At 65.2% G+C, this 18,229-nt stretch carries 19 protein-coding genes; 9 read left to right on the forward strand and 10 right to left on the reverse strand.

Going from position 1 to position 18,229, the window contains the following annotated elements:
* Positions 1-312: 312 nt before the first annotated feature.
* The 4 genes from ACZ1JV_RS10840 to ACZ1JV_RS10855 all read left to right on the forward strand — a co-directional run bounded on the left by ACZ1JV_RS10840 (position 313) and on the right by ACZ1JV_RS10855 (position 4,282).
* On the forward strand, positions 313-1,449 hold the full coding sequence (locus ACZ1JV_RS10840; RefSeq protein ID WP_465136366.1) for a DUF47 family protein: 1,137 nt from the start codon (positions 313-315) through the stop codon (positions 1,447-1,449).
* Between the two features lie 15 nt (positions 1,450-1,464).
* Positions 1,465-2,466 (forward strand): anion permease, encoded by a 1,002-nt coding sequence (locus tag ACZ1JV_RS10845; protein ID WP_465136365.1) that lies wholly within the window; start codon positions 1,465-1,467, stop codon positions 2,464-2,466.
* Between the two features lie 284 nt (positions 2,467-2,750).
* On the forward strand, positions 2,751-3,413 hold the full coding sequence (locus tag ACZ1JV_RS10850; protein ID WP_465136364.1) for a glutathione S-transferase family protein: 663 nt from the start codon (positions 2,751-2,753) through the stop codon (positions 3,411-3,413).
* Between the two features lie 8 nt (positions 3,414-3,421).
* A complete protein-coding gene (locus tag ACZ1JV_RS10855) occupies positions 3,422-4,282 on the forward strand; it encodes a S1/P1 nuclease (RefSeq protein ID WP_465151569.1) in 861 nt (286 codons plus the stop codon).
* A gap of 146 nt (positions 4,283-4,428) precedes the next feature.
* On the opposite strand, the gene ACZ1JV_RS10860 is transcribed toward ACZ1JV_RS10855, so the two are convergent.
* A complete protein-coding gene (locus ACZ1JV_RS10860; RefSeq protein WP_465151570.1) occupies positions 4,429-4,893 on the reverse strand; it encodes a cupin domain-containing protein in 465 nt (154 codons plus the stop codon).
* A 79-nt stretch (positions 4,894-4,972) separates the two neighbouring features.
* Between ACZ1JV_RS10860 and dapE the strand changes: the two genes are divergently transcribed.
* Positions 4,973-6,118, forward strand: a complete 1,146-nt coding sequence (gene dapE / locus ACZ1JV_RS10865) for a succinyl-diaminopimelate desuccinylase (protein WP_465151571.1) — start codon at positions 4,973-4,975, stop codon at positions 6,116-6,118.
* Positions 6,119-6,411: 293 nt separating this feature from the next.
* A complete protein-coding gene (locus tag ACZ1JV_RS10870) occupies positions 6,412-7,731 on the forward strand; it encodes a dicarboxylate/amino acid:cation symporter (RefSeq protein WP_465151572.1) in 1,320 nt (439 codons plus the stop codon).
* 135 nt (positions 7,732-7,866) lie between these two features.
* On the opposite strand, the gene ACZ1JV_RS10875 is transcribed toward ACZ1JV_RS10870, so the two are convergent.
* The 3 genes from ACZ1JV_RS10875 to dapB are packed head-to-tail and all read right to left on the reverse strand — an operon-like array spanning position 7,867 to position 9,689.
* The gene (locus ACZ1JV_RS10875; protein ID WP_465151573.1) at positions 7,867-8,259 is read right to left on the reverse strand and encodes a hypothetical protein; all 393 of its coding nucleotides are present in this window, start codon (positions 8,257-8,259) and stop codon (positions 7,867-7,869) included.
* Between the two features lie 45 nt (positions 8,260-8,304).
* Positions 8,305-8,964, reverse strand: a complete 660-nt coding sequence (gene nth / locus ACZ1JV_RS10880) for an endonuclease III (protein WP_465136359.1) — start codon at positions 8,962-8,964, stop codon at positions 8,305-8,307.
* Complete coding sequence (dapB, locus tag ACZ1JV_RS10885) at positions 8,961-9,689, reverse strand: 4-hydroxy-tetrahydrodipicolinate reductase (RefSeq protein ID WP_465151574.1); 729 nt, start codon at positions 9,687-9,689, stop codon at positions 8,961-8,963. Before dapB ends, nth begins: the two co-directional genes overlap by 4 nt.
* A gap of 36 nt (positions 9,690-9,725) precedes the next feature.
* On the opposite strand from dapB, the gene ACZ1JV_RS10890 reads away from it, so the two are divergent.
* Together ACZ1JV_RS10890 and ACZ1JV_RS10895 are read left to right on the forward strand one after the other, a co-directional pair.
* Positions 9,726-10,427, forward strand: a complete 702-nt coding sequence (locus tag ACZ1JV_RS10890) for an NAD-dependent deacylase (RefSeq protein WP_465152547.1) — start codon at positions 9,726-9,728, stop codon at positions 10,425-10,427.
* On the forward strand, positions 10,424-10,762 hold the full coding sequence (locus tag ACZ1JV_RS10895; RefSeq protein ID WP_465151575.1) for a GFA family protein: 339 nt from the start codon (positions 10,424-10,426) through the stop codon (positions 10,760-10,762). Before ACZ1JV_RS10890 ends, ACZ1JV_RS10895 begins: the two co-directional genes overlap by 4 nt.
* On the opposite strand, the gene ACZ1JV_RS10900 is transcribed toward ACZ1JV_RS10895, so the two are convergent.
* The 6 genes from ACZ1JV_RS10900 to mutM all read right to left on the reverse strand — a co-directional run bounded on the left by ACZ1JV_RS10900 (position 10,741) and on the right by mutM (position 17,004).
* Entirely contained in the window at positions 10,741-11,538 is a 798-nt protein-coding gene (locus ACZ1JV_RS10900; RefSeq protein ID WP_465151576.1) for a HesA/MoeB/ThiF family protein, read from the reverse strand. The two genes, ACZ1JV_RS10895 and ACZ1JV_RS10900, sit on opposite strands and share 22 nt — an antisense overlap.
* Positions 11,535-11,942: a DUF983 domain-containing protein gene (locus ACZ1JV_RS10905; protein ID WP_465151577.1), complete on the reverse strand. Its 408-nt coding sequence runs from the start codon at positions 11,940-11,942 to the stop codon at positions 11,535-11,537. Before ACZ1JV_RS10905 ends, ACZ1JV_RS10900 begins: the two co-directional genes overlap by 4 nt.
* Before the next feature lie 113 nt (positions 11,943-12,055).
* Positions 12,056-12,922 (reverse strand): GGDEF domain-containing protein, encoded by an 867-nt coding sequence (locus ACZ1JV_RS10910; protein WP_465151578.1) that lies wholly within the window; start codon positions 12,920-12,922, stop codon positions 12,056-12,058.
* Positions 12,923-13,333: 411 nt separating this feature from the next.
* Entirely contained in the window at positions 13,334-14,770 is a 1,437-nt protein-coding gene (gene dnaA, locus ACZ1JV_RS10915) for a chromosomal replication initiator protein DnaA (RefSeq protein ID WP_465138599.1), read from the reverse strand.
* Between the two features lie 959 nt (positions 14,771-15,729).
* Positions 15,730-15,990 (reverse strand): 30S ribosomal protein S20, encoded by a 261-nt coding sequence (gene rpsT / locus ACZ1JV_RS10920; protein WP_465136353.1) that lies wholly within the window; start codon positions 15,988-15,990, stop codon positions 15,730-15,732.
* A gap of 201 nt (positions 15,991-16,191) precedes the next feature.
* Positions 16,192-17,004, reverse strand: coding sequence for a bifunctional DNA-formamidopyrimidine glycosylase/DNA-(apurinic or apyrimidinic site) lyase (gene mutM / locus ACZ1JV_RS10925; RefSeq protein WP_465151579.1), 813 nt, complete (start codon positions 17,002-17,004; stop codon positions 16,192-16,194).
* A gap of 307 nt (positions 17,005-17,311) precedes the next feature.
* Here mutM and ACZ1JV_RS10930 point away from each other — a divergent pair, with 307 nt between their 5' ends.
* Positions 17,312-18,226: a DMT family transporter gene (locus tag ACZ1JV_RS10930; protein ID WP_465151580.1), complete on the forward strand. Its 915-nt coding sequence runs from the start codon at positions 17,312-17,314 to the stop codon at positions 18,224-18,226.
* The last annotated feature ends 3 nt before the right edge of the window (positions 18,227-18,229 follow it).

Consider the following 18,229-nt stretch of genomic DNA (forward strand, 5'->3'; position numbering starts at 1 on the left):
GAGGAAAAAGGAAGCGGGGCCCCCGCCTTCGCGGGGGCGACGGTTCGGTTGATTGAGTGGGGGCATGGAGTTTTCGCTCCGCCCAAGATTTCTCCTCACATCAATCGCTTGTCCTCAACCGCGCCGCCGTGGCGGCGTCTAGATACCATCGCACTATCGTGCCATCATCGGCATCTGCGGACCCTCCAGGGCCTGACCTTGGCCTGACCCTGGCCGGTACACTCCGGAAAACCTGGTATGTGACGATTGCGTGACCGGCCCGCTTCCCCTAGGGGCACGCGGTCGCGCGTCAGAGAAGAAAGGAGACTCGCCATGCGCCAGATCGCCGTTCTTCCCTATCGCACCGTCGGCCCCGCGGTCGATGCGCCGATCCAGATCCTGCTGATCACCTCGCGCAGCACGCGCCGTTGGGTGATTCCCAAGGGCGGGCTGATGAAGGGCTACCTCCCCCATGCCGCTGCCGCTGCCGAGGCGGAGGAAGAAGCAGGCGTGCTGGGCGCCGCCTGTCCGGTTCCGCTGGGATCCTACCGCTATCGCAAGCAGCGGGCATCGGGCGCATCGGTCTGGGCGGATGTCGACGTATTTCCTTTCGCCGTCACCGAAGAACTTGACTCGTGGGACGAACAGCATCAGCGCGAACGCCGCTGGTTCTCACTCGCCGACGCCGCTAAGGCGGTCGACGAAGAGGATCTTCGCGCGCTGATCCGGTCCTTCGGTGCGCGCGAGTTCCGCGCCGCCGCCAGCCCCGCGCGCATGATCGGCGCGATGGCTGACCGGATGGCCGACAAGACAGGGATCAATACAATGTTTGCCTGGTTCCAGAAGCTGCTTCCGCAGCAGGGCAATTTCTTCGATCTGTTCGAACAGCAGGCCGCGACGCTCGTCGCCGGTGCCGATGCGCTGGCGCGTCTGGCACAGGGCGGCGCCGGCCGCGCGCAGCACATCCGCGAGATCGAGGAGCGTGAACACGACGCGGACAATATCACTCGCGAAGTGCTGCAGACCGTGCGCCGCACCTTCCTGACGCCGTTCGATCGTTCGTCGATCACCAGCTTGATCACGACGATGGACGATGCCATCGACGAGATGCAGCAGGTGGCCACGGCGGTGAACCTTTACGAAGTTTCCGAATTCGAACCGGAAATGATCGACATGGCGGCGATCATCGTCGACGCCGCGCGCCTGACGGCGGAGATCATGCCGCTGCTGCGCAAGATCGCCGACAACGGCCATCGCCTGCATGAGCTGACCGAACGCCTGGTGCGCATGGAAGGCCATGCCGATGCGATCCACGCCGCCGGCCTGAAGCGCGTGTTCAAGGCCGATAGTGGCAAGGATGCGCTGCACTTCATCGTCCGCCAGGAGATGTTCAAGCGCCTCGAGCGCGTGGTCGACCGCTTCGAGGATGTGGCGAACGAGATCGACGGTCTCGTCATCGATCACGCCTGACGGTCAGATCCCCCTATGGAACACACGCTTGCCCTGCCGCTGCTGATCGGCCTTGTCGCGCTCGCGCTCGCGTTCGACTTCCTGAACGGGTTGCACGACGCCGCCAATGCCATCGCCACGGTCGTCGCCACGCGCCTGCTTTCGCCGGTCGTCGCGGTGCTGTTCGCCGCTTTCGGCAACTTCGCCGCCTACTGGATCATGGGCCTCCACGTCGCCGAAACGGTGGGCAAGGGCATCATCGACAAGGATGCGGTGACGCCCGCCGTGGTGTTCGGCGCCTTGGTCGGCGCGATGTTCTGGAACGTGCTGACCTGGATCAAGGGCATTCCGTCCTCGTCCAGCCACGCGCTGATCGGCGGCCTGCTGGGCGCGGGCGTTGCCGCAGCCGGGCCGGGCGTCGTCGAATCGGACGGCACGGTGAAGACGCTGATCGCCATCGTCGCCTCGCCGGTGCTGGGCTTCCTGATCGCGATGCTGATGATGCTGGTGACCTCGTGGCTGTTCCGGGGCACCACCCCGCGCCAGTCGAACGGCATTTTCAAGACGCTGCACCTGTTCTCGTCCGCCGCCTATTCCATCAGCCACGGCGGTAACGATGCGCAGAAGACGATGGGCATCATCGCGGTGCTGCTCTATTCCACCGGCCACCTTCAGGGCGGCTTCCACGTGCCCGAATGGGTGGTGATCTGCTGCTACGCGGCGATCTCCATCGGTACGCTGTCGGGCGGGTGGAAGATCATCAAGACGATGGGCTCGAAGCTGACCAAGCTGAACCACCACTCCGGCTTCTGCGCTTCCACTGCGGGCTCGATCGTGGTGTTCGGCGCCAGCGCCATGGGCATTCCGGTTTCGACCACCCACGCGATCACCGGCGCCGTCGTCGGCACCGGCGCCGCCCGCCGCGCCAGCGCGGTGCGCTGGTCGGTCGCGAGCCGCGTGATCGTGGCCTGGGTGGTGACGATCCCGGCTAGCGCCGTCGTCGGCGCGCTGTTCTACGAGATCACGCGACTCTTTTGATGGGTGCGCCATTCGCATCCGCGAATGGCTTGCGATAAAGTCCCTGTCCGACCTTGCGGTCGGGCAAAACGGCCATCCGGCCGTTTTGAGCGGCACCGGCCCACTCCCCCACCCGACCACCCATCAGGATACACTCGTGGGTGGTCGGGTGGGGGAGTGGGCCGGTGCCGCTTCCGGACGTCAGTCCGGATAAAAGAGTCGCTGTTCATTCTCGACTTGTCGGGGCTGAACCGATAGGCCCCGGGTTTGGACCTCGGACTTGGACCTATGGGGAATCCGCGTAAGTGAAGCTGATCATCGGCAACAAGAACTACTCCAGCTGGTCGCTTCGCGGCTGGCTGGCGTGCAAGCAGTCGGGCCTCCATTTCGAGGAGATCACCGTCCCGCTCTATGGCGAGGAATGGGACGTGCAGCGCACTTCCGACGATCTTGCCCCCAGCCACGGCAAAGTGCCGATCCTGTGGGATGGCGACGCGGTCGTGTGGGACAGCATGGCCATCGTCGAATACCTGGCCGACAAAGTGGGCCGCGACCGCTTCTGGCCCAAGGGCGACGATGCCCGCGCCATGGCGCGATCGATGGTTGCCGAAATGCATTCCAGCTACTTCGCGCTGCGCCGCGCCTGCCCGATGAACATCCGCATGCGGGTGGAGGGGGTGACGCTGGGCGATGACGTGCGCGTGGACATCGTGCGTATCCTCACCCTTTGGGCAGAGGCGCGCGCGCGCTTCGGGCGCGGCGGGCCGTTCCTGTTCGGCACCTTCAGCGCGGCCGACGTGTTCTACGCCCCGGTCGTCAGCCGTTTCCTGACCTATGGCATCGGCGTCCCCGGTTTCGCACAGGCCTATATGGAGGCCGTGTGGGAGCATGAGTGGATGCAGCAGTGGATCAATGCCGCCCAGACCGAGCAATGGGTCATCGAACAGTACGAAACGCCGATTAAGTGAAATTCCCCATGAAGAAGATCGTAATGACGCTGGCCGCCATGGCTGGCCTTGCCGCCTCTGCGCTTGCCACGCCCGCCATGGCCTGGGGCGCGCTGGGGCACCGCACCGTTGCCGCCATCGCGCTGGACAACGTGAAGCCCGCCACCCGCGCGCAGATCGCCGCGCTGCTGCGCCATCAGGGCGAACTCGATACGCCCGAATGCAGCGCGAAGACGTTCGAGGATGCTGCCGTCTGGCCAGACTGCATCAAGAACAAGGACGAGCGCTGGCGCTTCGCGTTCATGTCCTCGTGGCACTATCACGATCAGCCGGTCTGCGGCACCTTTGACCTCAAGGCAGACTGCCGCGACGGCAACTGCGTCACCGCACAGATCGACCGCAACGCCCGCCTGCTGGCAGACCGCAAGCTGGCCCCCGCGATGAGGCTTGAGGCACTGATCCTCGTCACGCACTTCGTGGGTGATGTGCACCAGCCGCTCCACGTGGGCGAGAATGCCGATCAGGGCGGCAACAAGGTGGACAGCGGCTATGGCGATGCCACCGGCTTCAACCTGCATTCGGTGTGGGACGGTCTGATGGCCGAACGCGCGATCAGTTCCGCCAATCCGCCGCTGGTGCGCCGCTATTCGGCCGAAGAGAAGGCCCGCCTCGCTACCGGCAAGACCGAAGACTGGGCCCGCGAATCGTGGGAGATCAGCCGCGACGTGATCTATCCGGCGGCCTACGGTGGCAAGCTTCCCTGTGACGTGAAGGACGCCAAGGCGACGTGGAACGAAGCCGCGATCGAAGCGGCGATCCCGATCGTGGACCAGCGTATCCAGCAGGCCGGCCTGCGTCTGGCCAAGATGCTGGATGAAGCGCTGGGCTGAGCATCTCCGCTCCCCCGTTCCAATCTATCTCGTCGCCCCCGCGAAGGCGGGGGCCCCGCTTCCTTGCGACGCAGCGTAGAGGTAGACGAAAAAGCGGGATCCCCGCCTTCGCGGGGATGACGATAGTGTTGAGACGTGATGATGGCTTAACGCATCCGTTCGGTGGGGTACGGCGTGCCATCCTTGTGAAAGTACCCGTCTCCGTCGAACTTCATGTCGATGTCCGAATAGGCGCCTGAACCCTCGGGATTGCCCGCGCTGACGGCCACGAACACGCAGTCCGCATCGCTTTCGTTGATCAGGTGATGGCCGTTCGTCACGCCCTTGGGCCAGGCGCAGATGTCGCCCGCGCGGATCACGGTGCGGCCCGAATCTTCGACCAGCACCGCCTCTCCCGAGAGCATGACCAGAAGTTCGTCCTCGTCATCATGCCAGTGCCGCTGGCTGGACCAGGCGCCGGGCTTCAGCACCACGCGGCTGGCGCCCATTTCGGTCAAGCCGCCCGTTGGCGCCAGTCGGCGGTACCAGCGGCCTGCCACGGGCCGGTCGAACGGGGCCGGATAGCCGGTGCGGTTGGATGGCGCGATGGCGTCGATATCGATCTTTGGCACGAGTCCCTCCCTCGCCGGCCCTTGGTGGACCTGTGCCGAAACTATGGTCATGCGCGCAGACCTGTGCAATGGCCGCCGAATGACCGAGACCGTGCAGACCGCCGCCGATGTCCTCGCGCTTGCCGAAGCGCTGATTGCCTGCCCCAGCGTCACGCCGGCCACCGGCATGGTGTTCGATTGCCTAGAGGGGCAGCTCCTGCCGCTAGGCTTCGAGGTACACCGCGCGCTTTCGGGCGAGGCGCCGGACGGACCGGTCGAAAATCTCTTCGCTATCCGCAAGGGGCCCGAGGGATCGCGCCACTTCGCCTTTGCCGGCCACCTGGACGTGGTGCCGCCGGGCGAGGGCTGGGCCAGCGGCGCCTTCACGCCGGAAGTGCGGGGCGAACTGCTCTACGGCCGCGGCGCGGTGGACATGAAGGGCTCGATCGCGGCGATGGTCGCCGCCGCCGCGCAGATCCCGGCCGAGGCGGGCACGATCAGCTTCGTCATCACCGGGGACGAGGAAGGCCCGGCCCGCTACGGCACCCTCGCGCTGATCGACCATATGCGTGAAGTGGGCGCGATTCCCGACCTCTGTCTTGTAGGCGAACCCACTTCGGTGAACCGTCTGGGCGACGTGATGAAGATCGGCCGCCGTGGATCGGTGAACATCTGGCTGGAAGTCGACGGCGTGCAGGGTCACGTCGCCTATCCGCATCTGGCCGACAACCCGATCACCAAGCTGGTCGCCATGTTGGCCGAACTCGATGCGCTGGTGCTGGACGAGGGGACCGACTGGTTCCAGGCGAGCAATCTGGAAGTGACCGACCTGACCGTCGGCAACCCGGCCACCAATGTGATCCCGGCCAAGGCATCGGCGCGCATCTCGATCCGCTTCAACGATCTGCACACGGGCGAGGGCCTGTCGCAGCGCGTTTCCGAGATCGCCCAGCGCCACGGCGGCACCGCGCGCCCGGTGATCTCCGGAGAGGCGTTCCTGACCGAGCCCGGCGATTTCTCCGCCCTGCTGGCCGACGCGATCCGCGCGGAGACTGGCGTGGAGCCGGAGCTTTCGACCAGCGGCGGCACCTCCGACGCGCGCTTCCTCAAGGACCTGTCGCCCGTTATCGAATTCGGCCTGTGCAACGCGACGATGCACAAGCGCGACGAGGCGGTGGCGGTGGCTGATCTGGAAGCGTTGGTTCGCATCTATCGCCGGGTCACCGAAGCCGCGCTGAAAGTCTGATTGAAAATACCCGGATGGGCATTTTCATGCGGCACCGGCCCACTCTCCCATCCGACCTTCCATCAGGATACTTTCGTGGGAGGTCGGCCCCCTCAGCGAAAAGGTCCCCCGGACCTTTTCGTGTTCTTCGGGACGGGAGTGGGCCGGCGCCGTCAAAATCCGCCTGTGGCGGATTTTCAATCGCCCCCGAATCCGCTGATTCTCGCGGACAACCTCAAGAATAAGGGCGCGCCCGGCGTTGACCGGGCGGGTCACGCTGTTAGTCTCGCCAGCAATTTTATTGCGAGGTGGGAATGGGCCGGCGGCTGACGCTTTATATCATTATCGGCATGGTGCTGGGCATCGCCGTAGGCTGGCTGCTGCATGCGACCATCGCTGCGGACGATCCGCGCCTTGCGCAGTGGGCCGACTACTTCAAGCTGCTGCCCGACGTTTTCCTGAAGCTGATCAAGATGATCATCGCGCCGCTGGTCTTCGCGACGATCGTCACCGGCATTTCGGGCATGGGCGATAGTGCCGCGCTGGGCCGCATCGGCGGCAAGGCGCTGGGCTGGTTCATTTCGGCCAGCCTGATCTCGCTGGGCCTGGGCCTGGTGCTGGTCAACCTGTTCAAGCCGGGCGTCGGCGCGGGCCTCACCACCGGCTCGGACCTCGGCAAGCTGGAAATGGGTGAACTGACGCTGCGGCACTTCATCCTCGAAATCTTCCCGAGCAGCGCCGTCGATGCCATGGCGCAGAACAACATCCTGCAAATCCTCGTCTTCTCGGTCTTCGTCGGCGTCGGCCTGACCGCCATCGGCGAGAAGGGCGCGATCATCGTCAAGGTGAGCGAGGCGCTGTCCGAACTGATGCTGCAGATCACCGATTACGTGATGCGCTTCGCACCGTTCGCGGTGTTCGGCGCGCTCGCCAGCGTGATCGCCAAGCAGGGCCTTGGCATCATCGTCACCTATGGCGTGCTCGTCAGCGAGTTCTACTTCGCGATGCTGCTGCTCTGGCTGCTGCTGTTCCTGGTGGGCGGCATTTTCCTGCGCGGGCGGATCGTCACCCTGTTCCGCTACATCCGCGAGCCGCTGCTGCTCTCGTTCTCGACCGCATCGTCGGAAGCGAGCCTGCCCAAGCTGTTCGAACAGCTCGACCGTTTCGGCGTGCCGCGCCGCATCTCCGGCTTTATCCTGCCACTGGGCTACAGCTTCAACCTCGACGGCTCGATGATCTACATGAGCTTCGCGTCGATCTTCATCGCGCAGGCCTATGGCATCCACGTTCCCATCGGCACGCAGATCCTGATGCTGCTGACGCTGATGGTCAGTTCGAAGGGCATCGCCGGCGTCCCGCGCGCCAGCCTCGTGGTGATCGCCGCGACCCTCTCGCAGTTCGGCCTGCCGGTCGAAGGCATTGCGCTGCTGCTGGGCGTCGACACCTTCCTCGACATGGGGCGGTCGGCCACGAACGTGGTCGGCAACGCGGTGGCGACTGCGGTCATCACGCGCAGTGAAGGCATGCTGCAGCCGCTGGTCGATCCGGAGGAGGCGATGCCCAAGGCACCCGCGCATACCTCGTCGGAAGGGCGCCGGGGGCTCAATATCGATCCGGAGCAGTACGAAAGCTGAGGTTCCTACTCCTCCCCTGTAAGGGGAGGTGGCAGCGCGGAGCGCTGACGGAGGGGTGTCACCGCTGGCGTGGATACCCCTCCGTCAGCGCTCCGCGCTGCCACCTCCCCCCAAGGGGGAGGATTTGACTGATAGCTACTGCGCCAACTTCACTGGCACGAACGGCGCCAGACCGCATCCGCCGCCGCGCTGGAAGCCGCTGCCTACGCGCATCAGCGGATAGATGATGTCCTGCCGGCACAGCTGCGAGAGCGACGTCGAATAGGTAAAGCTGTCCGCCGACCTGAGCCCGGAGCAGCGGTTCGGCAGCGTCACCCGCCAGACGCGGTTGCCCGCGCCGCCGATGAAATCGATCGTCCAATCGTCGCGAATGCGGGTGTTGGAGAACTGCGTTAGCGGCAGGCAGTCCTGCGCGGGGCCGATCGCTTCGGCGGCGGGGCTGACGGGCGGTGGCGGCTTGGCTTCCTGCTGTGAACAGGCGGCGAGGATCAGGGGAATGGCTGAAAAGGCAATGTGACGGCGGCGCATGTTAACGTCCTTCCGATCGTTTACCTGAATGGCGGTCACCTGAATTCAGGCGGCTTTCTTTCCTGCCCCCTTCTCCAGAACCTTGTCCTTGTAGTCGCACAAGTCAATCACCGGGCAGCGCCAGCATTCGGGCGTGCGCGCCTTGCAGATGTAGCGGCCGTGCAGGATCATCCAGTGGTGCGATCCCACGCGGAAGGGCTGCGGCACGCGCTTTTCAAGCTGCTTCTCGACCGCCAGCGGCGTCTTGCCCTTGGCGATGCCGGTGCGGTTGCCGACGCGGAAGATATGCGTGTCCACCGCGAAGGTTTCCGCTCCGAAGGCGCAGTTCATCACCACGTTGGCGGTCTTGCGGCCGACGCCGGGCAGTTCGACCAGCGCATCGCGGTCTTCCGGCACTTCGCCGTTGTAGCGCTCGACCAGGATTTCGGAGAGCGCGATGACGTTCTTGGCCTTTGCATTGAACAGGCCGATCGTCTTGATGTGCTGCTTCAGGCCCTCTTCGCCCAGTTCGACCATCTGCGCGGGCGTCTTCACTTCGCGGAACAGCGCCCGCGTGGCCTTGTTGACGCCCACGTCGGTCGACTGCGCGGAAAGCACCACGGCGACCAGCAACTGGTAGTTGTTGCCGAATTCCAGCTCCGTCTCGGGCGAGGGGTTAAGCTCGGCGAGACGGCGGAAGAATTCGAAGATTTCGGCCTTGTTCAAAGGTCCAGAACCTCGGGCATCGTGTAGCGGCCGGCGTGCTTGTCCTTCAGCCACTGCGCCGCCTTGACCGCGCCCTTGGCAAAGATCGTGCGGTTTTCGGCGAGGTGGGAGAACGAGAGGCGTTCGTTATCGCTCAGAAAGTGCACGGTGTGATCGCCCGCCACGGTGCCACCGCGCAAGGCTGCGAAACCGATGGTGCCCGCCTCGCGCTTGCCGGTGATGCCGTCGCGCGCGCGCACGGCGGCGTTCGACAGGCTGACCTCACGGCCCTTGGCGGCGGCTTCGCCCAGCAGCAGCGCGGTGCCGGAGGGGGCGTCCACCTTCATGCGATGGTGGGTCTCGACGATCTCGATATCCCAGTCCTCACCCAGCTTGCTGGCGGCTTCGCGCACGAGGTGGGCGAGCAGGGTGACGCCCAGCGAGGTGTTACCGGTCTGGAGCACGGGAATGTGCTGCGCGGCGGCATCGATGAGCCAGTGGTGACGTTCCTCAAGGCCGGTGGTGCCGACGACGATGGGAATGCCTGCGTCCACGGCAGCATCGAGATTGGCTTCGAGCGCGACCGGGCTGGAGAAGTCGATCAGCACGTCCGAATGCGCGACCAGCCCGCCGATGTCGCCATCGCGGTCCACGCCGCCGGAAAGTTCCTCGCCCGCGGCCACAATGGCCTCTGCGATGGCCTGCCCCATGCGTCCCGCGCTGCCGATAATTCCGATTCGTGCCACTTGCCGTCTCCGTTGAAGGCTGGTCTCATGGCCGGGATGAAGGACATCCGCAACATCGTCATCCTCACCGGCGCGGGCGTAAGCGCCGAAAGCGGCATCGATACCTTTCGCGGGGGCGGCGGGTTGTGGGAGCAGCACCGCGTGGAGGACGTGGCGACGCCCGAGGCTTTCGCCCGCGATCCCGATCTGGTGCTGCGCTTCTACGACATGCGGCGGGAGGCGATCCAGACCAAGCAGCCCAACGCCGCCCACCACGCGCTGGCGAAGCTGGACCGCGAGTGGGCGGGCGAACTGCTGATCGTCACCCAGAACGTCGATGACTTGCATGAGCGGGCAGGGGCCAAACGCGTTCTCCACATGCACGGCGAGCATCTCAATGCCTGGTGCACCGCCTGCGACGAGCGCGTGCCCTGGACCGGGCCGCTGATCGACCGCCCGGCTTGCCCCGAATGCGGCGCGGCGGCGCTGCGGCCCGATATCGTCTGGTTCGGCGAAATGCCCTACCGCATGGACGCAATCTTCGAGGCGCTGGAGCGGGCGGACCTGTTCGTCTCCATCGGCACTTCGGGCGCGGTCTATCCCGCCGCCGGTTTCGTGCGCAACGCGCGCGAGTTCGGGGCGGAGACGCTGGAACTGAACCTCGAACCCTCGCAAGGCACTTCGTGGTTCGACGAGGCGCGCCATGGCCCGGCGACCGAACTGGTTACGGCATGGGTGGACGAGGTGCTCAGCGCATGAGCGTCCATCGGGGAAGCTGCCACTGCGGCGCGGTCACGCTGGAACTGGCGGATCAGCCGCACGCGGTCTGCGATTGCAATTGCTCGATCTGCCACCGGCTGGGGACGCTGTGGTCCTACCACAGCCCCACGAAGCTGCGGATCGAGGGCGAACTCGTCGGCTATCAGACCAGCGACAGGGTGCTGACCTTCTGGCATTGCCCGCAGTGCGGCTGCACCACGCATTGGAGCCCGGTCGATCCGGCTGAGGACCGCATGGGCGTGAACATGCGCCTGTTCGCGCCCGAACTGCTTGCCGGCCTAGCGGTCTACAGTCACGACGGCAGATCGGCCTGAACTGACGCTTCCACGCCGCAGGTGCGGCAGCCGGGGTCCTTGGCGATCTTCAGCGGCCGCATCGACGGGGTCATGCCGTCGATCAGCTGGAGCGTGCCGTATTGCGGCACGCCCAGCGCCGCCTTGCCGTCCAGCAGCACGCGCATCGCATGCATCGCCGCGAAGGTGCCGACCATGCCGACCATTGCCCCCAGCACGCCGTCCGCCGCACAGGTATCGCAGTCCTGCGCATCGAAAGCATCGCCCACGAAACAGCGGTAGCAGGCGTGATTCGGCAGATGTCCGGCGAAATTGGCGACCTGCCCCTGGAAGCGACCAACTGCCGCACTCGTAAGGGGAATGCCCAGTTTCACACAGGAATCTGACACAAGCAGCCGAGTCGCGAAGTTGTCACACCCGTCCAGTACCACGCTCGCGCCGGAGAGAATCTCTGCCACGTTGTCACCCCCGAGACGCGTAACGTGCGGCAGGATCTCAAGGCCAAAATCAAAGCGCCGCACCCACTCGGCTGCCGCTTCCGCTTTAGGCTTGCCGATATCCGATGGCGTATAAATCGTCTGGCGTTGCAGATTGCTGACGTCCACCGTGTCGTCGTCGATCAGCGTCAGGCGTCCTATCCCGGCTGCGGCGAGATACTGGAGCGCAGGGCTGCCGATTCCGCCGCAGCCGACCAGGACCACATGGGCATCCGCCAGCGCGACCTGACCGGCCCCGCCCACTTCCGGAAGCACGATATGCCGCGCGAATCGCGCCAGGCGTTCGGGAGTCAGTGTCATTCCCGCCCCGCTTCGCCGGTTTCGGGCGCCGGTACACGTTCCTTCACGAAGCCATGCATGCCGAACCACCACTGCGTGGCGATCACGCCGCCCTTGGCGGGCTGAAGCATGCCCAGCATCATCACCAGCGCCAGCGGCACCACGATCGCGAACATGCCCAGCGGCCCCATTGCGAAATCCTTGGAGAGCATGATGATGATCGGCGCCATCAGGTGGCCGGTCACCAGCATGGCGATATAGGCGGGAAAGTCGTCCGCGCGCTGGGGCGTCAGGTCAAGCATGCAGGTCGGGCAGCGTTCGAGCGGTTTCAGCCACTTGCGAAAAAGCCGGCCCTCGCCGCAGCGCGGGCAGCGGCAGCGAATGCCGCGCAGCGCGGCCTGCCCGAAAGTGGCGGGAAGCGTCATGGCCCAGCGCCTACAGCATCGCGCCGCTGCGGGCAAAGTGCAAAAGACGAAGATGCGGGGGCGTTCGGTAAGGGGGGAGGATGAACGTCCCCGCATCAGGGCAGCGGGGCAGTTTAGCCGTTGCCGGCGATCCGCACTCGATTGCGACCGCCATCCTTGGCGGCATTCAAGGCGGCATGGGCGCGATGCGTGGCCTCGCCCAGGTGGGAGAAGGCGCGCACCGGCGCCAGTCCGCAGGAAAACGTCACCGGCCAGGCATTGCCGGTGCTTTCGGGCCCTAGCAGCGGATCGAGCGCGATGCTGGCGCGCAGGCGTTCCAGCACCAGCCGCGCCTCGTCCAGCTGGGTATCGGGCAGCAGCACCACGAAAGCCTCCCCGCTCCAGCGCGCGGCCAGATCGCTGCGGCGGATACCGCGTTCGAGCCGGTGGCCTACCGCGCGTAGCAGGGCGTCGCCGGCGGTGCGGCCGAAGCGATCCTTGATCGACTGGAAATGATCGATGTCGATCAGCGCGATCACCGAATTGCTCTCGCCCGAGAGCACCTTTTCCGAGGTATCGAGGAAGGCATGGCGGCTATGCAGACCGGTCAGCGCGTCGCGGTCGCCGGTGCCGGCGTGGGGCGCGTGGCGCAGCGCGGTCTCGCTGGCGGTAATGGCGACGCCGCGCAGCAGCCGGCCCACCAGATCGTCACCGCCGCGCGGCAGTGGCAGGACGTTCTCGCCTCGCTGCGCGGCGCCTAGCGTGGCAATGGCGCGTGCCAGCGGTGCGAGCAGCGCCCGGATCGCCAGTAGGCCCAGCAGACCGGCCACCAGCGATGCCGCCAGCAGGGCCAGCAGGAGGTTCGCCTGCCATTGCCCACTCGCCGCCTGATAGCCAGCCAGCGCCAGCAGCGGCAGGTGAACGGCGGCAAGGCAGGCCAGCAGGATGCGCCATTCGTAGTGGCGCGGAAACAGGAAGGACGTGGCCCGGTAGAAGCGCATGGGGGGATGCTCCTCTCGTGCAACCGGGACATTCCCGATCTGGAGACAGGCTAGGGAGAGACCCTTATTCAATGGTTAAGATTTTACCATTCGTCGCAGAATCTACACTTGTTGCCGAAAGGTGAAAAATCGATTCGGAAGTATTGGGTGCTGGTTACAAGTAATTCTACAACGGATACAGCGGTATTACTTTTAACGTGGCGCAGGTTGCGGTGCGATCCCCGTCCGCTCTATTCCGGCGGTGCTCTTCGCCATCTCCAAAATCCGGCTCCAGAAACGATGGCCCAGAACGATGTCGCGCGCGAGAACCGAAGTTCTCGCGCGCGATCAGGTGCGACCCTGCAGGCAAAACGTGTGAAAGCCTTTGTGGGTTCCCGGAGCAGAACTCCGGGCCCTCACATCATGGCTGGCTCAGGATTCGAGCTGGCGCAGCAGCGAGCGCACGTCGCCGTCCATATCGGCATCGCGGGTGCGCAGTTCCTCGATCAGACGGACCGCGTGAATCACGGTCGAGTGATCGCGGCCGCCGAACTTGCGGCCGATTTCCGGGTAGGAGCGCGGCGTCAGCACCTTGGCAAGGTACATCGCCACCTGACGCGGACGCACGACGGCGCGGGCGCGGCGCTTGGAGCTCATCTCGGTCCGGTCGATCCGGTAGAACTGGCAGACCGTGCGCTGGATCTCGTCGATCGTGATGCGGCGGCGGTTGGCCGACAGGATATCGGTCAGCTGTTCTTCGGCCAGCTGCAGCGAAACCGCCTGACCCGTAAGCTGGGCATAGGCGATCAGCTTGTTCAATCCGCCGACCAGTTCGCGCACGTTGCGGTTGATGGTGCGGGCCAGGAACTCGATCACGTCCGAAGGCACGTCCACCGAAGCGAAGCGACCCAGACGGTTTTCCAGGATCGAGCGGCGCAGTTCGATGTCCGCCGGCAGGATATCCGCCACCAGACCCATCGACAGGCGCGAGAGCAGGCGCGGCTCGACCCCGTCGAGCGCCTGCGGCGCACGGTCGGCGGCGAAGACCAGGCGCTTGCCTTCCTGCAGCAGCGCATCGATCGTGTAGAGCAGTTCTTCCTGCGCCGAAGCCTTGCCGATGATGAACTGGATATCGTCCACCAGCAGCAGATCGAACCCGCGCAGGCGCGACTTGAACTCGATCATCTGGTTCTGGCGCAGCGCCTGGACGAATTCGACCATGAAGCGCTCTGCCGAGCAGTAGAAGATCCGCGCATGCGGGTGGTGCTGCAGATAGGCATGGCCGATCGCGTGCAGCAGGTGCGTCTTGCCCTGGCCAGTGGCGGCCTTGAGGTAGAGCGGCGAGAACTGCGGCGTTTCGGTGGCCGACATGCGCTGCGCCGCGTTGCAGGCCAGCACGTTCGACTGGCCAGTCACGAAGCTGGCAAAAGTCTGCGAGGCATCGATGCCGGCAGGGCCCTGACCCAGCGCCGCGAACGAATCGCCCGACAGTGCGGCCGAGATCGGATCGGGCGTGCCCTGGGCCGAATCGTTGGCCGGCGCGCTCGACGGACGGCCACCGCCGCCGCCCAGACGCAGTTCGGGAAGCTGGCGGCGGCCCGGATGCACGAGGATGCGCACATGGCGCACGTCGGGCCGGGCGATCTTCCACGCCAGCGAAAGACGGTCCGCGAAACGATCCGCCACCCAGTTCGCCGAGAACTCGGTGGGCAGATAGAGGTCAAGCGTACCGGTTTCCTTGCAATAATTGCCGGGCTGAATCGGCTTGATCCACTGGCTGTGCGCCTGTTGACCGAGGTCCTTGCGCAAGCCCTGGCTGATGTCCGCCCAGTCGGCCGCCAAATTCACGGCTTCCTGATCCTCTTCCATCACCAATTTTACCGCCTTCGATTTCTTGCTCACGCCGTTAGCGCCCTGACCTGCAGAATTACCTGACATTAGACCAACCCCCCTTGTTGGCTGCCGCCCCGAAACGGGCTGTCGCGCAACCGGATAGGCACCGTCGCCACACATAAAAATCCCCCAACCGCAAACGCATGTTTGCAGCGGGTGCTTCGTCGCTGTCGATGTTCCCCGGCCGGTTCCGCAACGGCCGAGGACCCTTTTAGAAACGGGTTTGGTCGCGGTGCAATACGCTCCTCCCCAAATAAAAAAAATTATGCCTGTTGACTCGGCTCTCAGTGCCCAATTTCCGTCATGAATTGAATTTCATGAATAAAATCAGCAACTTGTCGATCCCGCGCAAAAGCGCCTCGTGCGAATCGCAAGGTTTCCGTCATTTCATCGCACGGCCTTGCCTGCGCGCACCTGAACGGGCCCGAAAGCCAAACGCGCGAGCGCCAGCTTCGTTCCTGTTCCGTACTTGGCATCGTTGTCGGCCACGCTCCGAATCGGAATTCGAGTCGGCACGCGCTTGTCCAAATGGATGGCCGGCACCGCGAATCGGGATGACCCTCGCACCGCCCCATGGCTCCTGCGCGCCTGTCTCCTTTTGCGACACTCGGCCGTAGGACGAGGGCGCGGCAAGGCAGGCGTTGGCAACGCCGGTAGCGTGCGGGAGAGGTCAAGGGGGAGGCTAGATCGCGGCACATGCATCGCGGCCCGTGCGGATCGCTCAGATGCCTCCGGATTGAACCGTTCCGCCCCTGTCATGCGGTGGTCGCCCCGTGCACGCGCCATGCGGGCGCTCGGGGTTCGCAGAGCGTCGGCCCCTGAAACGCCATCGGCCCAAGCATCCCGTCCGATTTTTCCGCGTTATCGCGGATGGTCGGACGGCAGCTTGGGCCGATGCATCAGTCCGGCATCGAGGCCGGACTGTCAGGCGCGTCTCAGAGAGCCGAGACGGCCTTGGTCAGGCGCGAGAACTTGCGCGCAGCCGTGTTCTTGTGAAGCACGCCGCGAGCAACGCCGCGGGCCAGCTCGGGCTGGGCTTCCTTGAGAGCGGCCGCAGCAGCGGTCTTGTCGCCACCGGCGATTGCCGATTCGACCTTCTTGATGAAGGTGCGGATGCGGCTGACGCGGTTGGTATTGATCTCGGCGCGGCGCTCGTTGCGACGGATGCGCTTGCGGGCTTGCGGCGTATTGGCCATCGAATTTCCTCTGTCTGGCCCCCCACGCAGCGGTGATGGCGGCCCAATGCCTAACGAATCTGCTTGGCGAGCGGACTCGCCGGAAAGCGCGCCCCTTAGCGGTGTGACGCTATTCCGTCAACCCGCGAGACGCCTCCGAAACCGCCTATTTCTGGCATTTTCGGATGGAAAGGCTTCGCTCAAGCGCCGCGCGGGCTACCGCTACCTTTGGCAGCGCGGGCACCAGAACGTGCTGCGTCCACCTTGAACGAAGCGCCGAACCGTCCCGCCACATAGGCAAGCTTGCCCTTCGCGTCCATAGACCTGCCACGAAGTCGCGAAATAGCCCAGTTCTCCGTTGGGTTGCGCGTAATCGCGGATCGTCGATCCACCCGCCGCGATCGATTCGGACAGGACCTCGCGAATCGCCGGGACCAGCTTCTTCAGTGCGGGCAGGGTGACGCGGCCCGCTTCCTTGTCTGGCCGGATGCCGGACCGGAACAGCGCCTCGCAGACGTAGATATTGCCGAGCCCGGCAACCACTTGCTGGTCGAGCAGCATCTGCTTGATCGGGGCGATTCGGCCCGCGAAATGCGGCTTGAGATGCGCCGCGGTCAGCCCGTCGCCCAGTGGCTCCGGCCCCAGCGCGGCGAAAGCGCCCCACGAATCGAGCGTTCCGGTCGGCACGAGGTCCACCGATCCGAATCGCCGCGCGTCGTTGAGCGCCAGCACGTGGCCCGATCCGGTTTCGAGCACGAGGTGGTCGTGCTTCTCCGGCTTTTCGGGCTCGATCCGCCAGCGGCCGGACATGCCCAGGTGGAACACCATGGTCTGGTCGCGGTCGGTATGGATCAGGCCATACTTGGCGCGCCGCCCCATCGTGGTGACGCGCGCGCCGGTCAGCACTTGCACCAGATCGGGCGGGAAGGGGCGGCGCAAGTCCGCACGGTTGAGCGTCACGCGCGCGATCCGCTCGCCCTCAAGATAGCGGGCAAGGCCGCGTACGGTGGTTTCGACTTCTGGAAGTTCTGGCATCGTGGGTGTGAGATAGGGTGTCGGGGCCGCCAAGAAAAGCGAGCGCGGGAAGATGAGGGGCGGGCTTCGCATGGGGGGCTATAGATGGAGGCTATCCATAGATCCCTCGTCGCCCCCGCGAAGGCGGGGACCCCACTTTTCTTTGGAGAGCACGCAGACCGTAACGAGCACACCCAGCTTGGGAGCGCCAAGAAGAACAAGCGGGGTCCCCGCCTTCGCGGGGACGACGGGATTGTGCGTGGAGGCTCTCGCCCGCTAGTGCAAATGCAGTTTTGCGCATTTCGCACACGGCCTCTAAGTGCCTCGCATGGAAGAGAACCGCTCCCATCTTCGCGCCTTTGCCATGCTGGGCCTCGTCATGCTGTTCTGGGCGGGCAACTCGATCACCGGGCGGGCGGTGCGCGACGATATTCCGCCGTTCACGCTGGCCTTCGGGCGCTGGCTGATCGCGGTGGCCGTGCTGCTGCCTTTTGCTTGGAAACCGCTGCGGCGCGAATGGCGCGCAGTGCTGGCCGGCTGGCGCTGGATCGTTGTGCTGGGGGTGCTGGGTGTCGTCTGCTTCAACGGCTTCATCTACAAGGGCCTGCACTACACGACCGCCGCCAATGCCTTGCTGCTCCAAGCCGCGATCCCGGCCGTGGTGACGGTGCTGGACCGCGTGCTGTTCGGCGGGCGGCCGGGCAAGCTGCACGGACTGGGCGTGCTCGTCTCGACGCTGGGTGTCGTCGCCATCGTCTTCAAGGGCGATCCGGCCGCACTGATGGGCCTGCGCTTCGGGCGCGGCGATATTCTGGTCTTCTGCGCGGTGGTGGCCTGGTCGTTCTATACGGTGCTGCTGCGCAAGCGGCCGCCGGTGCCGCCGGTGGTCTTCCTGCTGCTGACTTTTACGCTGGGCGCGCTGGCGATGGCGCCGCTTTCGGCGATGGAGGCGGCGAGCGGGCAGGTGGTGCACTGGAGCCCGGCCGTGCTGGCCGCTTTCGCCTATGTCGGCCTGTTCCCTTCGACGATCGCCTACTTCATCTACAACCGCGCGACGGGCGAACTCGGCGCCGCGCGGGCGGGGCAGGCGATCACGTTGATGCCGCTGTTCGGCGCGCTGCTTTCAGCCCTGCTGCTGGGCGAGCGGCTGATGCCCTACCACTTCGCGGGCATGGCGCTGATTCTCGCCGGGATCGTGCTCTCGGCGCTGGCGCTTCGCGGAACCCCCAATAGGACAAATTGACTT

The sequence above is a fragment of the Novosphingobium sp. BL-S-19 genome (genome assembly GCF_055521675.1).

Coding starts and splice junctions, on each gene's coding strand:
- dapE (WP_465151571.1), top strand. CDS start 4,973: ATGACCGAGACCGTGCAGACCGCCGCCGATGTCCTCGCGCTTGCCGAA.
- ACZ1JV_RS10855 (WP_465151569.1), top strand. CDS start 3,422: ATGAAGAAGATCGTAATGACGCTGGCCGCCATGGCTGGCCTTGCCGCC.
- ACZ1JV_RS10930 (WP_465151580.1), top strand. CDS start 17,312: ATGGAAGAGAACCGCTCCCATCTTCGCGCCTTTGCCATGCTGGGCCTC.
- ACZ1JV_RS10900 (WP_465151576.1), bottom strand. CDS start 11,538: ATGACACTGACTCCCGAACGCCTGGCGCGATTCGCGCGGCATATCGTG.
- ACZ1JV_RS10905 (WP_465151577.1), bottom strand. CDS start 11,942: ATGACGCTTCCCGCCACTTTCGGGCAGGCCGCGCTGCGCGGCATTCGC.
- ACZ1JV_RS10845 (WP_465136365.1), top strand. CDS start 1,465: ATGGAACACACGCTTGCCCTGCCGCTGCTGATCGGCCTTGTCGCGCTC.
- ACZ1JV_RS10870 (WP_465151572.1), top strand. CDS start 6,412: ATGGGCCGGCGGCTGACGCTTTATATCATTATCGGCATGGTGCTGGGC.
- dnaA (WP_465138599.1), bottom strand. CDS start 14,770: ATGGAAGAGGATCAGGAAGCCGTGAATTTGGCGGCCGACTGGGCGGAC.
- rpsT (WP_465136353.1), bottom strand. CDS start 15,990: ATGGCCAATACGCCGCAAGCCCGCAAGCGCATCCGTCGCAACGAGCGC.
- mutM (WP_465151579.1), bottom strand. CDS start 17,004: ATGCCAGAACTTCCAGAAGTCGAAACCACCGTACGCGGCCTTGCCCGC.
- ACZ1JV_RS10890 (WP_465152547.1), top strand. CDS start 9,726: ATGAAGGACATCCGCAACATCGTCATCCTCACCGGCGCGGGCGTAAGC.
- ACZ1JV_RS10840 (WP_465136366.1), top strand. CDS start 313: ATGCGCCAGATCGCCGTTCTTCCCTATCGCACCGTCGGCCCCGCGGTC.
- ACZ1JV_RS10895 (WP_465151575.1), top strand. CDS start 10,424: ATGAGCGTCCATCGGGGAAGCTGCCACTGCGGCGCGGTCACGCTGGAA.
- ACZ1JV_RS10910 (WP_465151578.1), bottom strand. CDS start 12,922: ATGCGCTTCTACCGGGCCACGTCCTTCCTGTTTCCGCGCCACTACGAA.
- ACZ1JV_RS10875 (WP_465151573.1), bottom strand. CDS start 8,259: ATGCGCCGCCGTCACATTGCCTTTTCAGCCATTCCCCTGATCCTCGCC.